Source organism: Corynebacterium sp. KPL1824 (assembly GCF_000478095.1).
Taxonomy (GTDB): Bacteria; Actinomycetota; Actinomycetes; order Mycobacteriales; family Mycobacteriaceae; genus Corynebacterium; species Corynebacterium accolens.
This window is the reverse complement of sequence record NZ_KI515749.1, coordinates 1,095,976-1,112,191: the sequence shown is the minus strand read 5'-3', so window position 1 is coordinate 1,112,191 and position 16,216 is coordinate 1,095,976. Positions and strand designations below refer to the sequence as shown.

The 16,216-nt window shown below is 62.0% G+C and carries 13 protein-coding genes; 6 read left to right on the top strand and 7 right to left on the bottom strand.

Annotation, left to right across the window (positions count from 1 at the left end; genetic code table 11):
• Window positions 1-12: 12 nt before the first annotated feature.
• On the bottom strand, window positions 13-1,248 hold the full coding sequence (locus tag HMPREF1267_RS05190) for an MFS transporter (protein ID WP_023028641.1): 1,236 nt from the start codon (window positions 1,246-1,248) through the stop codon (window positions 13-15).
• A gap of 112 nt (window positions 1,249-1,360) precedes the next feature.
• Here HMPREF1267_RS05190 and HMPREF1267_RS05185 point away from each other — a divergent pair, with 112 nt between their 5' ends.
• Window positions 1,361-1,873: a hypothetical protein gene (locus HMPREF1267_RS05185; protein ID WP_023028640.1), complete on the top strand. Its 513-nt coding sequence runs from the start codon at window positions 1,361-1,363 to the stop codon at window positions 1,871-1,873.
• A 4-nt stretch (window positions 1,874-1,877) separates the two neighbouring features.
• Here HMPREF1267_RS05185 and HMPREF1267_RS05180 read toward each other — a convergent pair whose 3' ends face one another.
• A complete protein-coding gene (locus tag HMPREF1267_RS05180; RefSeq protein WP_023028639.1) occupies window positions 1,878-2,732 on the bottom strand; it encodes a hypothetical protein in 855 nt (284 codons plus the stop codon).
• 81 nt (window positions 2,733-2,813) lie between these two features.
• Window positions 2,814-4,517, bottom strand: coding sequence for a carboxylesterase/lipase family protein (locus HMPREF1267_RS05175; RefSeq protein WP_023028638.1), 1,704 nt, complete (start codon window positions 4,515-4,517; stop codon window positions 2,814-2,816).
• A gap of 145 nt (window positions 4,518-4,662) precedes the next feature.
• Between HMPREF1267_RS05175 and HMPREF1267_RS05170 the strand changes: the two genes are divergently transcribed.
• The gene (locus tag HMPREF1267_RS05170; RefSeq protein WP_023028637.1) at window positions 4,663-5,400 is read left to right on the top strand and encodes a hypothetical protein; all 738 of its coding nucleotides are present in this window, start codon (window positions 4,663-4,665) and stop codon (window positions 5,398-5,400) included.
• Between the two features lie 145 nt (window positions 5,401-5,545).
• Window positions 5,546-9,319: a multifunctional oxoglutarate decarboxylase/oxoglutarate dehydrogenase thiamine pyrophosphate-binding subunit/dihydrolipoyllysine-residue succinyltransferase subunit gene (locus HMPREF1267_RS05165; protein WP_005280124.1), complete on the top strand. Its 3,774-nt coding sequence runs from the start codon at window positions 5,546-5,548 to the stop codon at window positions 9,317-9,319.
• A gap of 418 nt (window positions 9,320-9,737) precedes the next feature.
• Here the strand turns inward: HMPREF1267_RS05165 and HMPREF1267_RS05160 are convergent, their stop codons facing one another.
• A complete protein-coding gene (locus tag HMPREF1267_RS05160; RefSeq protein WP_023028635.1) occupies window positions 9,738-10,478 on the bottom strand; it encodes a hypothetical protein in 741 nt (246 codons plus the stop codon).
• Between the two features lie 102 nt (window positions 10,479-10,580).
• On the opposite strand from HMPREF1267_RS05160, the gene HMPREF1267_RS05155 reads away from it, so the two are divergent.
• Complete coding sequence (locus tag HMPREF1267_RS05155; RefSeq protein ID WP_034666908.1) at window positions 10,581-11,711, top strand: Mrp/NBP35 family ATP-binding protein; 1,131 nt, start codon at window positions 10,581-10,583, stop codon at window positions 11,709-11,711.
• A gap of 12 nt (window positions 11,712-11,723) precedes the next feature.
• Here the strand turns inward: HMPREF1267_RS05155 and HMPREF1267_RS05150 are convergent, their stop codons facing one another.
• The 3 genes from HMPREF1267_RS05150 to sigE form a co-directional block, all read right to left on the bottom strand.
• The gene (locus HMPREF1267_RS05150) at window positions 11,724-12,248 is read right to left on the bottom strand and encodes a twin-arginine translocase TatA/TatE family subunit (RefSeq protein ID WP_005282270.1); all 525 of its coding nucleotides are present in this window, start codon (window positions 12,246-12,248) and stop codon (window positions 11,724-11,726) included.
• 21 nt (window positions 12,249-12,269) lie between these two features.
• Window positions 12,270-12,746, bottom strand: coding sequence for an anti-sigma factor (locus tag HMPREF1267_RS05145; RefSeq protein ID WP_005280119.1), 477 nt, complete (start codon window positions 12,744-12,746; stop codon window positions 12,270-12,272).
• Between the two features lie 66 nt (window positions 12,747-12,812).
• On the bottom strand, window positions 12,813-13,442 hold the full coding sequence (gene sigE, locus HMPREF1267_RS05140) for an RNA polymerase sigma factor SigE (protein WP_034666906.1): 630 nt from the start codon (window positions 13,440-13,442) through the stop codon (window positions 12,813-12,815).
• Window positions 13,443-13,593: 151 nt separating this feature from the next.
• Between sigE and HMPREF1267_RS05135 the strand changes: the two genes are divergently transcribed.
• Together HMPREF1267_RS05135 and HMPREF1267_RS05130 are read left to right on the top strand one after the other, a co-directional pair.
• Window positions 13,594-14,241, top strand: a complete 648-nt coding sequence (locus tag HMPREF1267_RS05135; protein WP_023028631.1) for an O-methyltransferase — start codon at window positions 13,594-13,596, stop codon at window positions 14,239-14,241.
• A 191-nt stretch (window positions 14,242-14,432) separates the two neighbouring features.
• Window positions 14,433-15,875 carry a GH32 C-terminal domain-containing protein gene (locus HMPREF1267_RS05130; protein ID WP_023028630.1) on the top strand — a complete coding sequence of 481 codons (1,443 nt, stop codon included), beginning with the start codon at window positions 14,433-14,435 and terminating at the stop codon, window positions 15,873-15,875.
• Window positions 15,876-16,216 lie beyond the last annotated feature (341 nt).

Genomic DNA, 16,216 nt, shown 5'->3' with positions numbered 1-16,216 from the left:
GGTTGCCGTCAACTATTTTTTCGGCATGCGTTCTACTTCCACCTTGGACTCTTCGCGCGGCTCACGGCCGAAGAGCCAGGCGATGATGCCGAAAATGGCGATGGCACCGCAGACCGTGAAGGCTGTGGGGAAGCCATAGACATCGGCAAGCAGCCCAATGAGCATGGGGCCCACGATCTGGCCGAAGTCTCCTGCCATCTGGAAGGCGGACAATACCTTGCCGCCGGAGCGCTCGTTGCCCACGATGTCTGCCACCGCGGCGGTCTGGGAAGGATTGATTAGGCCCGATGCTGCACCCGCAAGGGCGGATACGAGCAATAGGAACCACACACTGGTGGCCAGTCCCATGAGCACCATGAAGATGGCGGAGCCGACCAAGCCAATCAAGATAAGCGGCTTGCGGCCATGGAGATCGGACCACCGGCCGGAGAACTGGAGAATAATCGCATTGCCTGCGGCGAAGGCCGCGAGAGCCAAGCCCGAGGCTGCGGCGCCATTATGGAAAATCGCGGCGGCGAAAAGCGGCAGGACGGACACGCGCACGCCCATATTGATCCACCCGTGGGCGAAGTTGGAGGTCAGCACCGCGCGGAAGGCAGTATCGCTCCAAGCTTCCTGCAGGCGCATGGGCGGCAGTTCCGAGGTGGTGGTTTGGGAGTGGTTGACCCGCGGCATCTGCCACCAGACAACAAAAGCAGCGAGCATCACGCCGATGCCGTAGATGAAAAATGGCCAGCGGAAGCCCAGGAAGGACAGGCTGGCGCCGAGGACAGGGCCGGCGACATTGCCCAGTAGGAATGCCGTGGCGTAGGTGGCAGAGCACTTACCGCGAATCGACGGTGGAGACAGGCGCACGATAAGGCCCATCGCGGAGACGGTAAACATGGTCGAGCCCAGCCCCGCCAATGCGCGCAACACCACAATGTGCCAATACTCTTGGGCAATGGCAACCAAACCCGTGGTCACGGCCACGGTCATCAGGCCCACCAGGTAGACGCGGCGCGAGCCGACGCGGTCCACCAACGAACCAGACACGGGCGCGAAGATCAGCCGGGAGGCGGCGAAGATGGAGACCACCAGGCCGGCGGCGGCCATCGAAACATCGAAGCTGACCACGAACTGCGGCAAAAGCGGTGCGATAAGGCCATAACCTAAGGCGATAATGAACGCCGCCGTTACCATTACCCAGATTTCCCGCGGCACCTTGGGCTTTTCGTAGGGCGCCGGTTCGGCATTAGCACTCTTCATAGCACGTGCAACCTTATGCCTTTGAAGGTCTGAAAGCTATTTAAGCTACTTTTTCGAACATGTGTTTGTATTGTTCGAACTCGTGTCGGCCATGCGGTTTAGAGTGAGTGCCATGCACAACGTAGATAAGAACTTTTCGCACACAGTATCCAGCCAACCCGGCGCCACGGCGACGGAAATCGCCGCCGACTTGGCCTATCACCACTATGAGACCGTCAGCTCAATTTCCGCCATCATGCACCACCCGCGGTCCTTGGCTCGTCCCACCCCGACGTGGCGCCCGCCCATAAAGCAACTGCCACCCACACCAGGCGGCGTGGACTACAGCATGAGCATTACCCGCCACCGCGTGGGAGCACGAGTAAAGGCGCGGATCCGCGGGTTCGGCGAAAGCCGAATCCCCGCCTACCTCATCACCATTCGGATCACCGATAACTTTGGGCAGGTAGTCGATCCCGCCACGGCGGAAGGGTGGGTGCGCACGCTTGTCCCCGCAGAATTAGCTGGCGCCGTCCACGAGATTTCCCGTGGACCCAATGCCACCTACGTGTGGCTGGTGGATAGCGCCTTTAAGCCCGTACGCTCGCCGGAATCCCTTTTCGCGGGATTCCAGCAAGCGGCTTAGGGGCTTAGTTGTTGTCGCCCTCGTCGTCAGCGTCAGCGTCGTCGTCTTCGGTGAAGGTGTCGAAGAACTCAAGGTCCTCGTCATCGTCATCATCGGCGTCTTCGCAGAAGATGTCGTAGACGTCTGGTTCCTCGAAGTCATCCTCATCAAAGTTGACGAGCTGGGCCTCCCAGTCCAGAGCCTGTTCCGAGACCAATCCGAGCACGTCAAAGAGGCGGTCGAAATCGGTGTAGGTGCCCAGTTCCAGGGCCTCAGCGGGGACTTCCACGATGGGGATGTCATCGGAGTCAGTGTTGCCAAAGAGGGCAAGGCGCTCGTTTTCATCGAGGTCCTCGCCTTCCTCGTCCACCTGCCACATCTCCGTCACGGCCTCGTCCTCGAGCTCTTCAATGTCTTCTTCATCGAAGTCGAAGGCCAAGAAGCGCACGATGGCAGAGGGCACGCCGTCGATGGTTTCTACTAATACGCGCAGCTCTGAATCGTTGCCTACTTCCGCCACCACGAGGTGCGGGTTGAGTTCGTCCTGGTCAAACTCCAATTCCGCGATGCGTTCATCGGTACCTTCCAGGAGGTCACGCAGGACGGTAACAACCTGGTCGGTGGCGATGTGGCGGGAGACGGCCTCTACAGCGTCGTCGACGGAAAAGGCGACGGAGACCAAGACGGCCTCGAATTCTTCATCGTCTTCATCCACATCCGCGGCAGCGATGTATACGTTGGCGGCAGGCAAGAGAGGATCGATTTCAACAAACTGGATTTCCAAATCAGAGGTGATTGGAACGAACATGACGTCTTCGTTGACGCGGGACTCGATGCCCTCGGCGTCCAATGCGGAAGCGATATCTTCGAAAAAGCTCATGGTGGTGAAAAATCCATCCTTCGGAAGCAGAGGTCCCCGCGGTGGGCAAGACGCCGCCCGCGGTCACTCTGGATTCTACCGCTAATCCCTCCGGTGTGGTTGGAAACCAAGAGAGCGCACTAGCTCTGGGCGGCCACTTCCCCACTCCACCATGTGGTAATCCTCCCACGCCTTGCGGCGACCGTCGTTGGGGGCGTGCACGATATAGGCCTGTTCATCAAAGATCATGGTCGCGCGCTCACCGCTCTCATAGCGCGGCCACTGCGCCTTCGGGCTGCCGCCGTGGATGAACGCGGCCCAGTGATCCTGCATGGTGGAGGTCAATTCCTCCATCTCGGCCCGCGAGCCCCAGCCGGTTAACAGGGAGGCGCGCGAGGATTGGGGATCGCCAAAGACATTGCCCAACTCCATCGAGTGCATGGCACCTAAACCCAGCCACTTCAAGACGGCAGAGGCGAAGTCGAAGCGGTACATCCAGGTATCGGCTACTTCAGAGTGGGCGCTGGCGATGCGGGTGGAGGGTGCCCAGAAGAGGGCATCGGCAAGCAAGTGCGCAAAATCCTCCCTGCGGACCGCACCGCGGTAGGCGGCGACGACCTCGGGGGCGTGGTGGGGATCGTAGGAGGCCAATAGCCGCAGGGCGGCGCGCTCTCGGGCGCTTTGGCGCTGAAAGAGGAATTTGCCAAAGCTGGCTTCGTCCGAATTCGTGCCTATCAGCAGCGGGATTTTGTGCTGGTGGCCCTGCTCAAAGGCGGTGATGGGGTGCTCGGGCAGAAGCTCGCCGTCCACCGTGGGCGCGTAGCAGGAGTTTAAGTGCAGTAGCTCGCCGGCGCGCCACATCATGGATTGGCCGGAGCGCACCACATCCGCGCAGTCTTCCTGGCGCAGGTCATCTACGCTCACCCGGCGCGGCAGGCCCACCCGGCGCGCAAGTTCGCGGGCCCACAAGGTGGATTGGGCGCGGGAGTGCACCAGCGCGATGGGTGGGGATTGGGCAATGGCGCGGTGGAAGAGCCCCTCGGCCGTCGGGCTGGTCATGAGCGCCAGCACCGCGGCACCGCCGGCGGATTCGCCCATGAGGGTGACCGAGTCTGGGTCGCCGCCAAAGGCAGCGATATTGTCGCGGACCCAGTTAAGGGCCAGAATCTGATCCGCCACGGCGGGGTTGGCGCTGCACTCGCCGCCGAGGCTGCGCAGATCGAGATATCCCAGGGCGTTGAGGCGGAAGTTGATGGATACGTAGACCACGTTCATGCGGGTGGCGAGCTCAAACCCGCGCAGCATGAGCATGTGGGACGAGCCCATGATGAAGCTGCCGCCGTGCAGATACACCACGACGGGCAGCTTTTCCTCTGTGCGGGGGCGCACGATGTCGAGGTACAGGCAATCCTCGGAGCCGACGATGCGGTCGGTCCAGGAGTATGTGGGCTGTGGGGCGATCGGCCCGAATTGGCTGCAATCGCGCACGCCGTTCCAGCGAGGTGCCGGGCGCGGGGCGCGGAAGCGGTTCTCGCCGGCCGTGGAGGCGCCGAAGGGAATGCCGCGCCACGTGCGCACTGGCCCGGCGCTAATGGGGCGATCTACTCGCAGGTCTTCTTCGATGACCCCGCGCACCCAGCCGGAGGTCGTGCGCACGGTGAGTTCATCCGCGTAGGCATTTTGTGCCTGTTCGTGGGCCTTACGGGCGCGCTCGTGTGCGCGCATGGCCCGCAAGCGCGCGGCAGCGGTGGACTCTTCGGAATAAAAGTCCCCAGCGTCACGTTGATTTTCCTGCGGGTAAGGCATACTCCCTACCTTAGGTAGGTTGCACGCCGGTGGCGATCCGAATCGCACATGCGCACCCACCTTATTTCAAGGTCAGGGCTATGCTGGGTAAAAATTCTATTAATACCACTGCCCCAACGAACTAAGGATTGGTGTGGGAGAAGGCATGTCCATTTTTAAAAAATCCACCCCGGATAAAGCAGCTAGCGACACGTATGACATCGATCCGGAGCACAGCGGGCGGTTTACTAGGGCGCTGCTGAGCTCCCTGGACCGCGCGGTATCCGTGCAATCTGGTGTTATTTCCAAATACGTCAAGAACCTAAAGAAGCACCACCCGGATGCCACTGACCAGGAGTTGCAGGGCTTTATTAACAAGCACTTCATCAATATCACTACTGGCACGGGCGCGGCCGCCGGTGCCTCCGCATCCGTGCCCGGCATCGGGCTCTTTACGGGCGCGGCCACCATCGGTGCGGAATCCGTGGTCTTTCTTGAAGCCGCCGCGTGGTACATCCTGGCGTCAGCGTACTTGCGCGGCGATGACATCTCCTCGCCCGAGCGCCGCCGCGCCCTAGTGCTGGTGGTATTGACGGGCTCGAAGGGCTCTGCGGTGGTCGATACCTTTGTCGGTGACCTCGGCACGGTCACGGGGGCGCGTTCCGTGGCCTCCCTCTCCCGCTTTTCCGGGCCCACGCTATCTGGCATCAATGGCCGGTTGACCAAGGTATTTACCAAGCAGATCACCAAGCGCATGAAGTGGGCCTGGGTGGGCAAACTCATGCCCATGGGTATCGGGGCGGTCATTGGCACGAAGGCCAATCGCAAGCTGGCCAATCAGGTCATCGAACACGCCCGCCAGCAGCTCTCCCCTCTTTCCCACACAAAGGCGGGTACCCGATGATCGTTTAGAGCGAATTCGCTACCCCTGACATAGTGAAGGTGAGGGATTGGCCCGTATCATATAGGCAGACACTTTGGCGGGTGAGATATGCGCTCGTGCAAAGTCCGAACTAAAGTCGAATAAACGACCATTTTAAAGCAGAGAAATGAGGCGAATACCTGCCGTGAGCACATCGAGCATCTTCGGCCCGAATGCGTGGCTGATAGACGAGCAGTTCCAGCAGTACTCCAAGGATCCTAGCTCCGTAGACAAGGAGTGGCGCGACTATTTCGAAGCAAACGGCGCGCCCAAGGCGCAGCCAGAAGCTGAGGCTCCTTCTCAAGCATCTAAGCCACAGCCAAAGAAGGCGCAGGCAGAGTCTAAGTCCTCGGCCAAGAAGACCGAAGGCACTACCACCGCCCGCAAGCAAGAGGCCCGCGATACCAACGTGAAAGAGTCTGTATCTAAGGCCAAGGAAAAGTCCGCGAAGGCTAAGCATTCTGCGGGCAAGAATGCGCAGTCTCCGCTGGATAACCTAGAAGATTATAAGGGCGGCGACGAGCGCCAGCTCAAGGGCATGTTCAAGGCGATTGCTAAGAACATGGAAGAATCCCTCGAGATTCCTACCGCTACCACCGTGCGCGATATGCCGGTCAAGCTCATGTGGGAAAACCGTTCCATGATCAATGACCACCTGAAGCGCACCCGCGGTGGCAAGATCTCCTTTACCCACATTATTGGCTACGCCATGGTCAAGGCCGTGCAGCTGCACCCTGGAATGAACGTGCGCTACGAGGAAAAGGACGGCAAGCCCTTCGTCGTCCAGCCTGAGCACATCAACTTGGGCCTGGCCATTGACCTCCCGCAGAAGGACGGCTCCCGCGCCCTCGTGGTCGCCGCCATCAAGGAGTGCGAGACCAAGTCCTTCGCTGAGTTCATTGAGGCTTACGAGGACATCGTTACCCGTTCCCGTAAGAACAAGCTCACCATGGATGACTTCTCCGGGGTCACCATTAACCTGACCAACCCGGGCGGCATCGGCACCCGCCACTCCATTGCCCGCCTGACCAAGGGTGCAGGCTCCATTATCGGCGTTGGTTCCATGGATTACCCGGCAGAATTCGCCGGTGCCTCCGCTGACCGCCTGGCTGATCTGGGCGTCGGCCGCCTGGTTACGCTGACCTCCACCTATGACCACCGCGTTATCCAGGGTGCAGAGTCTGGCGAGTTCCTGCGCACCATCGGCCAGCTCATTGTTGATGATGCCTTCTGGGACGAGCTCTTCGAGTCCATGGGCGTTCCTTATGAGCCCTTCCGTTGGGCACAGGACATCCCCAACTCCGGCGTGGACAAGAACACCCGCGTCATGCAGCTCATCGAGTCCTACCGCTCCCGCGGGCACTTGCTTGCCGATGTCAACCCCCTCGGCTGGTCCCAGCCTGGCCTGCCTAGCCCGGATCACCGCGACCTCGACATCGCTACGCACGGCCTGACCATCTGGGACTTGGACCGCGTCTTCAACGTCGGCGGCTTCGGCGGCAAGGAACAGATGACCTTGCGCGAGGTGCTTTCCCGCCTGCGCGCTGCTTATACCCTGAAGGTAGGTTCCGAGTACACCCACATCCTGGACCGCGACGAGCGCAGCTGGATGCAGGACCGCCTCGAGGCCGGCATGCCTAAGCCGACCAATGCCGAGCAGAAGTACATCCTACAGAAGGTCAATGCAGCCGAGGCATTCGAGAACTTCCTGCAGACCAAGTACGTGGGCCAGAAGCGCTTCTCCCTTGAGGGCGCCGAGACCCTTATTCCACTGCTGGATTCCATCATCGACACCGCTGCGGGCCAGGGCCTCGACGAGGTCGTCATGGGCATGCCGCACCGCGGCCGCCTAAACGTGCTGTTTAATATCGTGGGCAAGCCGCTGGCAGATATCTTCGGCGAGTTCGACGGCAATTACAAGGGCGGCCAGCTCGGCGGCTCTGGTGACGTGAAGTACCACTTGGGCTCCGAGGGCGAGCACCTGCAGATGTTCGGCGATGGCGAAATCAAGGTCACCCTTGCAGCCAACCCGTCCCACCTCGAGGCTGTCGACCCAGTCATGGAGGGCATCGCCCGCGCCAAGCAGGACATCTTGGACAAGGGCAAGGACGGCTACTCCGTCGTTCCCGTCATGCTTCACGGCGATGCGTCCTTCACCGGCCTCGGCGTTGTGCAGGAGACCATCAACCTGTCCCAGCTGCGCGGCTTTACCAACGGAGGCACCGTCCACATCGTGGTCAACAACCAGGTGGGCTTTACCACCACCCCGGATTCCGGCCGTTCCACCCACTACGTCACCGACTTGGCCAAGGGCTTTGACTGCCCGGTCTTCCACGTCAACGGTGATGACCCAGAGGCCGTTGTCTGGGTAGGCCAGATGGCCGCCGAATACCGCCGCCAGTTTGGCAAGGACGTCTTCATTGACCTCGTGGTCTACCGCCTGCGCGGCCACAACGAGGCCGATGACCCATCCATGACCCAGCCGCAGCTGTACTCGGTCATCGAGAACCACGAGCCGGTGCGCGAGCACTACACCAACGAGCTCATCGGCCGTGGCGACCTGTCTGCCGAGGACGCCGAGGCAGCCGCACGCGACTTCCACGACCAGATGGAGTCCGTGTTCACCGAGCACAAGGAAGCCGAGAAGGCCGGCCCGAAGGAACAGACCGGTATTACCTCTTCGCAGGAGCTCACCCGCGGCCTGGATACCTCCATCACCGCAGAAGAGATGGCCGAGCTTGGCGATGCCTACGGCAACCCACCCGAGGACTTCGAGTACCACAAGCGCGTGGCCAAGGTGGCCAAGGACCGTGCGAAGTCTGTCCGCGAAGGCGGCATCGACTGGGGCTGGGGCGAGCTGCTCGCCTTCGGTTCCCTGGCTAACCAGGGCAAAGTCGTGCGCCTGGCCGGCGAGGATTCCCGCCGCGGTACCTTTACCCAGCGCCACGCCGTGACCTTCGACCCCCGCAATAGCAACGAATACAACCCGCTCAACTCCCTGGCAGTGTCCAAGGACAATGGCGGCAAGTTCATGGTCTATAACTCCGCGCTGACCGAGTTCGCCGGCATGGGCTTCGAATACGGCTACACCGTGGGTAACCCCGACGCCCTTGTGGCATGGGAGGCTCAGTTCGGTGACTTCGCCAACGGTGCCCAGACCATCATCGATGAGTACCTCTCTTCCGGTGAGGCCAAGTGGGGCCAGTTGTCCAGCCTGGTTCTCCTCCTGCCGCACGGCTACGAAGGCCAGGGCCCGGACCACTCCTCCGCCCGCATCGAGCGCTACCTGCAGCTGTGTGCGGAAGGTTCCATGACCGTGGCTCAGCCGTCCACCCCGGCTAACCACTTCCACCTGCTGCGCCGTCAGGCTTTGGGCGAGATGAAGCGCCCGCTGGTCGTCTTCACCCCGAAGTCCATGCTGCGTAACAAGGCCGCCACCTCCTCCGTTGAGGAGTTCACCGAGGTCAAGAAGTTCCGCTCCGTTATCAATGACCCCCACTTCGTGGACGTCAACAACAAGAAGGTCGGCGACACGGACAAGGTCAAGACCATCATGCTGGTCTCCGGCAAGCTCTACTGGGACCTGGAGAAGAAGCGCGAGGCCGACGGCCGCGATGACATCGCCATCGTCCGCGTGGAAATGCTCCACCCGATTCCGTTCAACCGCCTGAGCGAGGCATTCGAGATGTACCCGAACGCCACCCAGGTCCGGTTCGTACAGGACGAGCCCGCCAACCAGGGCCCATGGCCGTTCTACAACGAGCACCTGCGCGACCTCATTCCGGATATGCCGGAAATGGTCCGCGTCTCCCGCCGCGCCCAGTCCTCTACGGCTACGGGTAACGCCAAGGTACACCAGATTGAGCAGAAGAACCTGCTTGAAGAGGCCTTCGACGTTTAACCACGTGTAACCGCCGAAAAGGCACCTAGCGCGCTGCAGCGCTGAATGCCCCAGTGAGGTTATTTCCTCACTGGGGCATTTTCATGCGCCTTCGCCTCCTGCCAGCCACCTACCCGCCCTTCGCGCTCACCGGCGAAGCGGAATGGTCATCAGCACGCACCGCCCGTGAGCGCCAAGGGAGGGTACCGTACTCAGCCTCGAAACCACCCACCCCTCGCGCTCACGGGGAGGACGATCGCTTGCTGAAGGACGGCTACTGGTGAGCGCCAGGGGTGGGGGCGGTAGCTAGCTGCCCCTCGCGCTCACGGGGAGGACGATCGCCTGCTGAAGGGTGGCTGCCGGTGAGCGCGAAGGGTTAGGTGGGGTGAGGTGGGGCGGGACTGAAGCGTGGGGCGGGACTGAAGCGTGGGGCTGGGCCTTAGGAGCTCGTCAGGTCGGAACCGCCGGTGGACGCGGAATCGCCCTCGCCGTCTACGATGTCGCTACCGGGGGATTGCATCCAGTCGCGGACGGCCTTTTCCACGCTGCCCTTTTCCTCGGCGTCTTCGGCTAAGTCGGAGAGGTCTTTGTGCGTGATGAACTTGGTGAGGGAAGCAAAGGCGATTTCTTCCTCACGGTCGAAAAGCCTCTTCTGATAAACCACCACGAAGTTTTCGGGCAGTTCCGGCTCCGCGTCCTCGCAGCCGTAGGCTCCGGAGGGCTCTACGGTGGCTAGATCCGTGGGCAGCGAGGACATCAACGCAATATGAGTGCGGGCGAGGAAGTCTTCCCCGCCAGGCTGAGTGTCTTGTTCGGCCTTCTTATAATCTTGCGAGATGTCGCGGGCCTCGCTGGGGTTTAGATAGTTGAGGAAATCGCCCGTACAGCCAACATAGAAGTTGCCTTCTGGATTGAGGCTCCGGCCTTTATCTCCATGAGACTGGTACTTGTCGTCTTTCAGCACGGTGGCCTCACGCCCTGCGCGTGCGAGCATTTGGCGGTAAATCTCGCCCAGTACCACTTGGTCGGTTTCGTCTGGGTCGACCACGATGTCTACGGAGTTGCGGTCACTTGCCTCCGCGGAAGGTTCGGTAACGATGTGGTCAGTACATCCTGCCAGCAACGTGGCGCTGAGGACAACGCCTGCACAGGCAACGATAGGACGGGCGAACATGCGCATGGTGTTAGACGTTCTCCTTCACTAAATGCAGTGGCTTCTCGCTGAGTCTACCGCGCGGGCGTGTTTACCTGAGGTAGCGCCGTGACTAAGATGGCAAGAGTTATGTCTAGCTCTATTACCGAATCAGCCGTACGCGAGGCTCTTTCCCACGTACAGGATCCAGAAATCGGCCGCCCCATCACCGAACTCGATATGGTGAAATCGGTCGATATCGAAGGAAACGATGTCACCGTTGGCATCTACCTGACCATCGCGGGCTGCCCCATGAAGTCCACCATCGAGACCAATACCCGTGCCGCGGTCGAGGACATCGACGGCGTTGGCAAGGTTACCGTGACCATGGACGCGATGAGCGATGAGCAGCGCCGCGAGCTGAAACAGAAGCTGCGCGGCGGCCAGGCCGAGCCCGAGATTCCTTTTGCGAAGCCCGATTCGACGACCCGTGTCTTTGCGGTGGCGTCGGGTAAGGGTGGCGTCGGCAAGTCCTCGATGACCGTCAACCTGGCCGCAGCGCTGGCGGATAAGGGCCTGAAGGTGGGCATTGTCGATGCCGATATTTACGGCCACTCCGTGCCCAGCCTGCTCGGCTCGACCGATGGCCCCACCGTGCTTGATGATGAAATGCTGCTGCCGCCCATCTCTCACGGCATTAAGCACATCTCGATTGGGCAGTTTGTGGAGGGTAACGCGCCCGTCGTCTGGCGCGGGCCCATGCTCCACCGCGCGCTGCAGCAGTTCTTGGCGGACGTCTTCTGGGGCGATCTCGATGTCCTCCTCCTCGACCTGCCTCCGGGTACCGGCGATGTGGCGCTGTCCGTTGCGCAGCTCATCCCGAATGCGGAGCTGCTCATCGTCACCACGCCGCAGGCCGCCGCAGCCGAGGTGGCCGAGCGCGCCGGATCCATCTCCCAACAAACGCGCCAGCGCGTGGCCGGCGTGATTGAGAACATGAGCGCCATGGTCATGCCGGATGGCTCCACCATGGACGTCTTTGGTGAAGGCGGCGGCCAGATTGTTGCAGACCGCCTCGGCATCATCTTGGGCCACGAGGTTCCGCTGCTGGCCTCCGTGCCGCTGGATCCAGCGCTGCGCTCGAATAGCGATGCCGGCACGCCCATCGTGCTCGAGGCACCCGACTCCCCTGCCGCGAAGGAAATCAGGGCGGTGGCTGATAAGCTCGCCATTCGCTCCGATTCCCTCGTGGGCAAGAGCCTCAACCTGGGCGTGAACTAAGAGCGCGTTGTATTAGGTAACGTCGCTCCACTCAGAGCCGCCGCCGGTGGAATCTTCCCCACCGCGCTGCGGCTTTTGTTGTTGCTGGGGCGGCCGCTGCGCCGGCTGCTGGGTGGTGTCGCCGTATACCTCGGCGTAGTTAAAGCTGGGCCGGGCGGGGCCATTGTTGTCCTGCGCGCGCTGTTCGGGCTCTTTCGGCGCGGTGCCGGATTTGATGTCTTCGGCCATCTTCTTGGGGTTGAAGTCGTCCCAGGCGGAATCATCGCCATCGAAAAGCGCCTTGGTAATAGCACCCTTGGGGCCTAGCCGCGTCCACTGCGCTGCTTGGTTGAGCGGGCCGCGGATATCGTCGAATTCCGCGGAGATGGACCCCATCTCGCCGTTGAGCTCAGCCTTCGCGTTATTGATGGCCTTGCGGGCGGCGTAGATGGCCGCGCGCACGTCCTTGATGACCTCCGGCATGCGCTCCGGGCCGATGATGACGATGCCGAGGAGGACAATGACAATAATCTCGGGCCAGCCAATGGAAGAAAACACGGTTAAATCCTCGCCCTCCGTTTAGTTCTGCCCGCGCTGATTGTGTTTAATCGCGCGTACCACCGTCTCGACTTTATCCAGGAAATCCTGCTCGGGCCGGTGCGCCGGGGTCGACGCATCGGGCCCCGGCGCGACGCCTTCCGTAGCCATTCCCGCCAGCTTAGCCAATAAGGACTGAGGAGCCTTCACCGCAGAATCATCGCTGCAGTGACGCACCCACTCGGAGGCATGGCGCTGGTGGTGCACGTCGGCGCGGCACTCCGCGCAGTGGACTAGATGGATGCGCACGCGGTGCATGGCTTTGGGCTCCATCTCCCCATCGACGAAGGCAACGACGGCTTCTGGGCCAAGGTGACCGATGGAATCGCTGCGCCGCGCCCGCGCCTTTGCCTTATCCCGGGCTTTCGCCTGCGCGGGAGTGAACTCGCCCCGCACGCTGAGCGTGGAGAGGGTGCGGCGTCCTCGCAGTGAGTCCATCGACACCCTCCTCACGTTCATTCCACAGACGGATTACTCACACTTAAGTCCCCCCTGCCGCGTGGCAGGGAAGGTAATGATTCGATTCTAGCGCGTGCGCAGCAAGATGCGCGCCTCCGCATTGGTCTGTGCCTCTTTTTCCAGCGCCGCGCGCAGTTGGGAGCGGCCGCGGTGGATGCGAGAGCGCACCGTACCCATTTTCACGCCAAGGGTTTCGGCGATTTCGTCATAGCTCATGCCTTCGATATCACACAGAACCACGGCGACGCGGAAATCCGGCGCCAAGCTATCCAGCGCGGACTGCAGCACGGGGTCCAGGTTGGCCACGGTATAAGCCTGTTCCGGGGTCATATCCGTCCCCGGAACGCGCTCGTAATCCTCAGGCAGGGACTCCATGCGGATCTTGGAGCGGTGGCGCACCATATCCAAAAAGAGGTTCGTAGTGATGCGGTGCAGCCAGCCGCCGAAGGTACCCGGTTGGTACTTATCCAAGGAGCGGAAGACACGCATGAAGGTCTCTTGGGTGAGATCCTCGGCATCCTGCTGGTCACCGGATAAACGGTAGGCCAAGCGGTACACGCCATCGGCGTGCTCTGCCACCAATTCGGCCCACGAAGGCATCATGGCTTCCCCAGCATCGAACGCCGCGGTACCGGTCAACTCCACGTTCGGATCGGTGGAGGCAACGGACTCGGCATCGCGCTTCGTTTCTGTCATGGGTGTCATTTTTCTATACTCGGCGCGGAAACTCCAGCCACTGCGCTGATAATATCCTGTGAGTCCGTCACATACTTCCCACAGACCACAATTTCGCTGGCTAGGCGCGTTTTTGCCACCCTAGCGCGCAACTTTACCTATTGTCTTAATCGTGACTACTACCGCATATGACGCACTGCGCTCCTATATCGATTCCACCAGTGAGCCTTCGGCGGCTCTCCGCGGCGCCCGCGACCACGCCGAGGAATACGGCCTGCCCGTCCCGGATGAATCCACCGGCCAGCTTCTCACGACGCTGACGGCAACCTCCTCCGGTGTGGTAGACCGCCCCCAGGCCGTGGCGATTACCCCCGCAGCCTCCGTCGTGGGCCTCTACCTGTTCGCAGGCATGCCGGATAACGGCATCCTCACGTGCATCGACCCAGAAGCCGAGCACCAGCGCAGCGCCAAGGCCGCCTTCCGCGAGGCCGGCTACGCCCCCACCCGCGGCCGCTTCCTCCCCTCGCGCCCCCTCGACGTGCTCGGGCGCCTGGCTACTGAGGCCTACCAGGTCATTTACGCGGACGTCGCCGCCCTCGATCTCCCCGCCCTCATCAAGGCGGCCTGGCCCCTGCTGCACCAACACGGCACGCTGGTGCTTGCCAATGCCCTTCTCGATGGCACCGTCGCCGACACCTCCCGCACCGACCGCGATACCGCCGCCGCGCGTGAAGCCGATGAATACCTCCGCGAGCTCGAAGGCGCCACCGTGACCCGGCTCCCACTGGGTTCGGGGCTGACGCTGGTGACGAAGCTATAAAGGGGGCATCGGCAAGCAAGGGCCCCTGCACGCGCTAAAAGATATCCGTATTCTGGGTGTACATGACAGCCGGACACTGCCCCATAAAGTTCGCGAAAGCACCGCGTGGCAGGTCAACGAGTTTCCTCCCCGGCGTGGCTGCCACCCCAACCCAAGCTTGTAACCCGCACCTGATTTAAGAGAGGAATGCCGTGACGACTCACCGCCCCGAACTCCACTTCATCCCCGATGCCGGCATCCTAGACGCGCCCGCCGGCGTCCTTCGCGATGGCGATACCTGGCACATGTTCTACCAGTACCGCCCCACTCCCGATGCCCCGGCCCGCTGGGGACACACGTACTCGGAGGAAGTACCGTTTAACTGGCTGGACTGCGATGACGTCCTCGCGCCCGTCGGCGGCGAGCTCGCCCTCCGCGCTGGGTCCGTGGCCCAGGGTGAGGACGCTATCAACCTCTATTTCACCTCCGTGACCGCGACGGGCACCTCCATTCGCCTCGCGCGCTATTCCGGCATCGACGATGTCTGCGAGGTCTCCGATGACTCCTCGGCCCTCGACCCCAACGTCGTGCGGTTTGGCGAGGTGGCTGGCAATACCACCGACCACACCCGGTTCCGCTCGCCTTCCGTTGTTCCCGATTGGGCCACCGATGACCGCGAGGACGGCCACAAGGGCTGGCTCATGCTGGCACTTTCTGGCCGCACCGACACCCCGCAGCCAGTCATTCTAGAAAGCCACGACGGCATCTCGTGGTCCCTGCGCGGCGGCCTTACCTTCGAAGGTGACCCGGGCTTCCTCGACGGCGAAGTGCCTGCCAATTCCCCTATTCCTCCGGTGGTTTCCCCGCGCATCGTGCGCCTGCGCGATGAAGTCGACGAAGAGATCTACGACGTACTCTTTGTCACCCTCGAGCGCGACGGCCGCGATGTCTCCGGCTACCTCGTGGGCCAGCTGGAAGACACCACCTTCACGGTGGTCTCCGGTTTCCGCCGCGTGGACTTCGGCCACGATTTCTCCCGCCCGCGCAATACGAATGCCACCGCAGGCACGATTCCTGAAGAAAGCCGCTACGAGCGCGCCGTCATCCTCGGCCTGCTCAACGGCAACGGCCGCGGCGACGACGCCACCCAGCACGCCTCTTGGGATGCCGAGGGCTGGTCGAATGCCCTCTCCCTGCCGCGCCAGGTCACGCTCGAAGGCGGCGTCCTGTACCAGGCACCGGCCACCGGCCTGCCCGAGGCGGTCAAGCTTTCGGATTACGCGCGCTCCTGGACCGGCGTCATGGAGGTTCCCACCGGCTCCAGCGTCACCATCACCCTTCGCGATGGCAACGGCGACCTCGCCGCCTCCATCTGCCACTCCGGCGAGGAAATCAGCCTCGATCGTTCCATGAACAAGGCCTTCGATCACTTCTTCGCCGATTCCGCTCCCGCCACCGCCACGCTTGCCGATGGCGACTCCGACACCCTCACCATCATCCAAGACGGCTCCACGGTGGAGGTCTTCGTCGACGGCGGCCTCATCGCCATGGCCTCCCGCGTCTATTTCGACGGCGGCTGCTCCGGCATGGATGTCGAGACCACCGGCGACGCAGTCATCGAACAAGACTGGCAGCGCTCCGGCTCCAAGCTCTAATACTGCAGCCCTCCTACCCGGCCACCCGCCTCTCGGCCCCGCCTTTCTGCCCCGCCTGTCGCCACCCGCCTTTCTGCCCCCGACCCTCGCCACCCGCCCTTCGCGCTCACGGGCAAGGTGGAGGGGCATCGGCAAGCAGCTCCTCGTGATCGCCAAGGGAGGGTACGGTGACTGGCCTATTCCACCCCCGCCCTTCGCGCTCACCGACGAGCGACTCCGGCCATCAGAATGTGCTTGCCGTGAGCGCGAAGGGCGGGTATTCCTTCCATCTGGCCCCAGGACCGACCGCACGGGTCAAATGATGCCGTCCTTAGCCGCATTCTGCATCCTCGTTTTCCGTC

Excerpts from the sequence above, each read along its gene's own strand:
- HMPREF1267_RS05145 (WP_005280119.1), bottom strand. The coding sequence starts at position 12,746 with ATGAACGTGAGGAGGGTGTCGATGGACTCACTGCGAGGACGCCGCACC.
- sigE (WP_034666906.1), bottom strand. The coding sequence starts at position 13,442 with ATGACAGAAACGAAGCGCGATGCCGAGTCCGTTGCCTCCACCGATCCG.
- HMPREF1267_RS05170 (WP_023028637.1), top strand. The coding sequence starts at position 4,663 with ATGTCCATTTTTAAAAAATCCACCCCGGATAAAGCAGCTAGCGACACG.
- HMPREF1267_RS05185 (WP_023028640.1), top strand. The coding sequence starts at position 1,361 with ATGCACAACGTAGATAAGAACTTTTCGCACACAGTATCCAGCCAACCC.
- HMPREF1267_RS05155 (WP_034666908.1), top strand. The coding sequence starts at position 10,581 with ATGTCTAGCTCTATTACCGAATCAGCCGTACGCGAGGCTCTTTCCCAC.
- HMPREF1267_RS05165 (WP_005280124.1), top strand. The coding sequence starts at position 5,546 with ATGAGGCGAATACCTGCCGTGAGCACATCGAGCATCTTCGGCCCGAAT.
- HMPREF1267_RS05190 (WP_023028641.1), bottom strand. The coding sequence starts at position 1,248 with ATGAAGAGTGCTAATGCCGAACCGGCGCCCTACGAAAAGCCCAAGGTG.
- HMPREF1267_RS05160 (WP_023028635.1), bottom strand. The coding sequence starts at position 10,478 with ATGCGCATGTTCGCCCGTCCTATCGTTGCCTGTGCAGGCGTTGTCCTC.
- HMPREF1267_RS05180 (WP_023028639.1), bottom strand. The coding sequence starts at position 2,732 with ATGAGCTTTTTCGAAGATATCGCTTCCGCATTGGACGCCGAGGGCATC.
- HMPREF1267_RS05175 (WP_023028638.1), bottom strand. The coding sequence starts at position 4,517 with ATGCCTTACCCGCAGGAAAATCAACGTGACGCTGGGGACTTTTATTCC.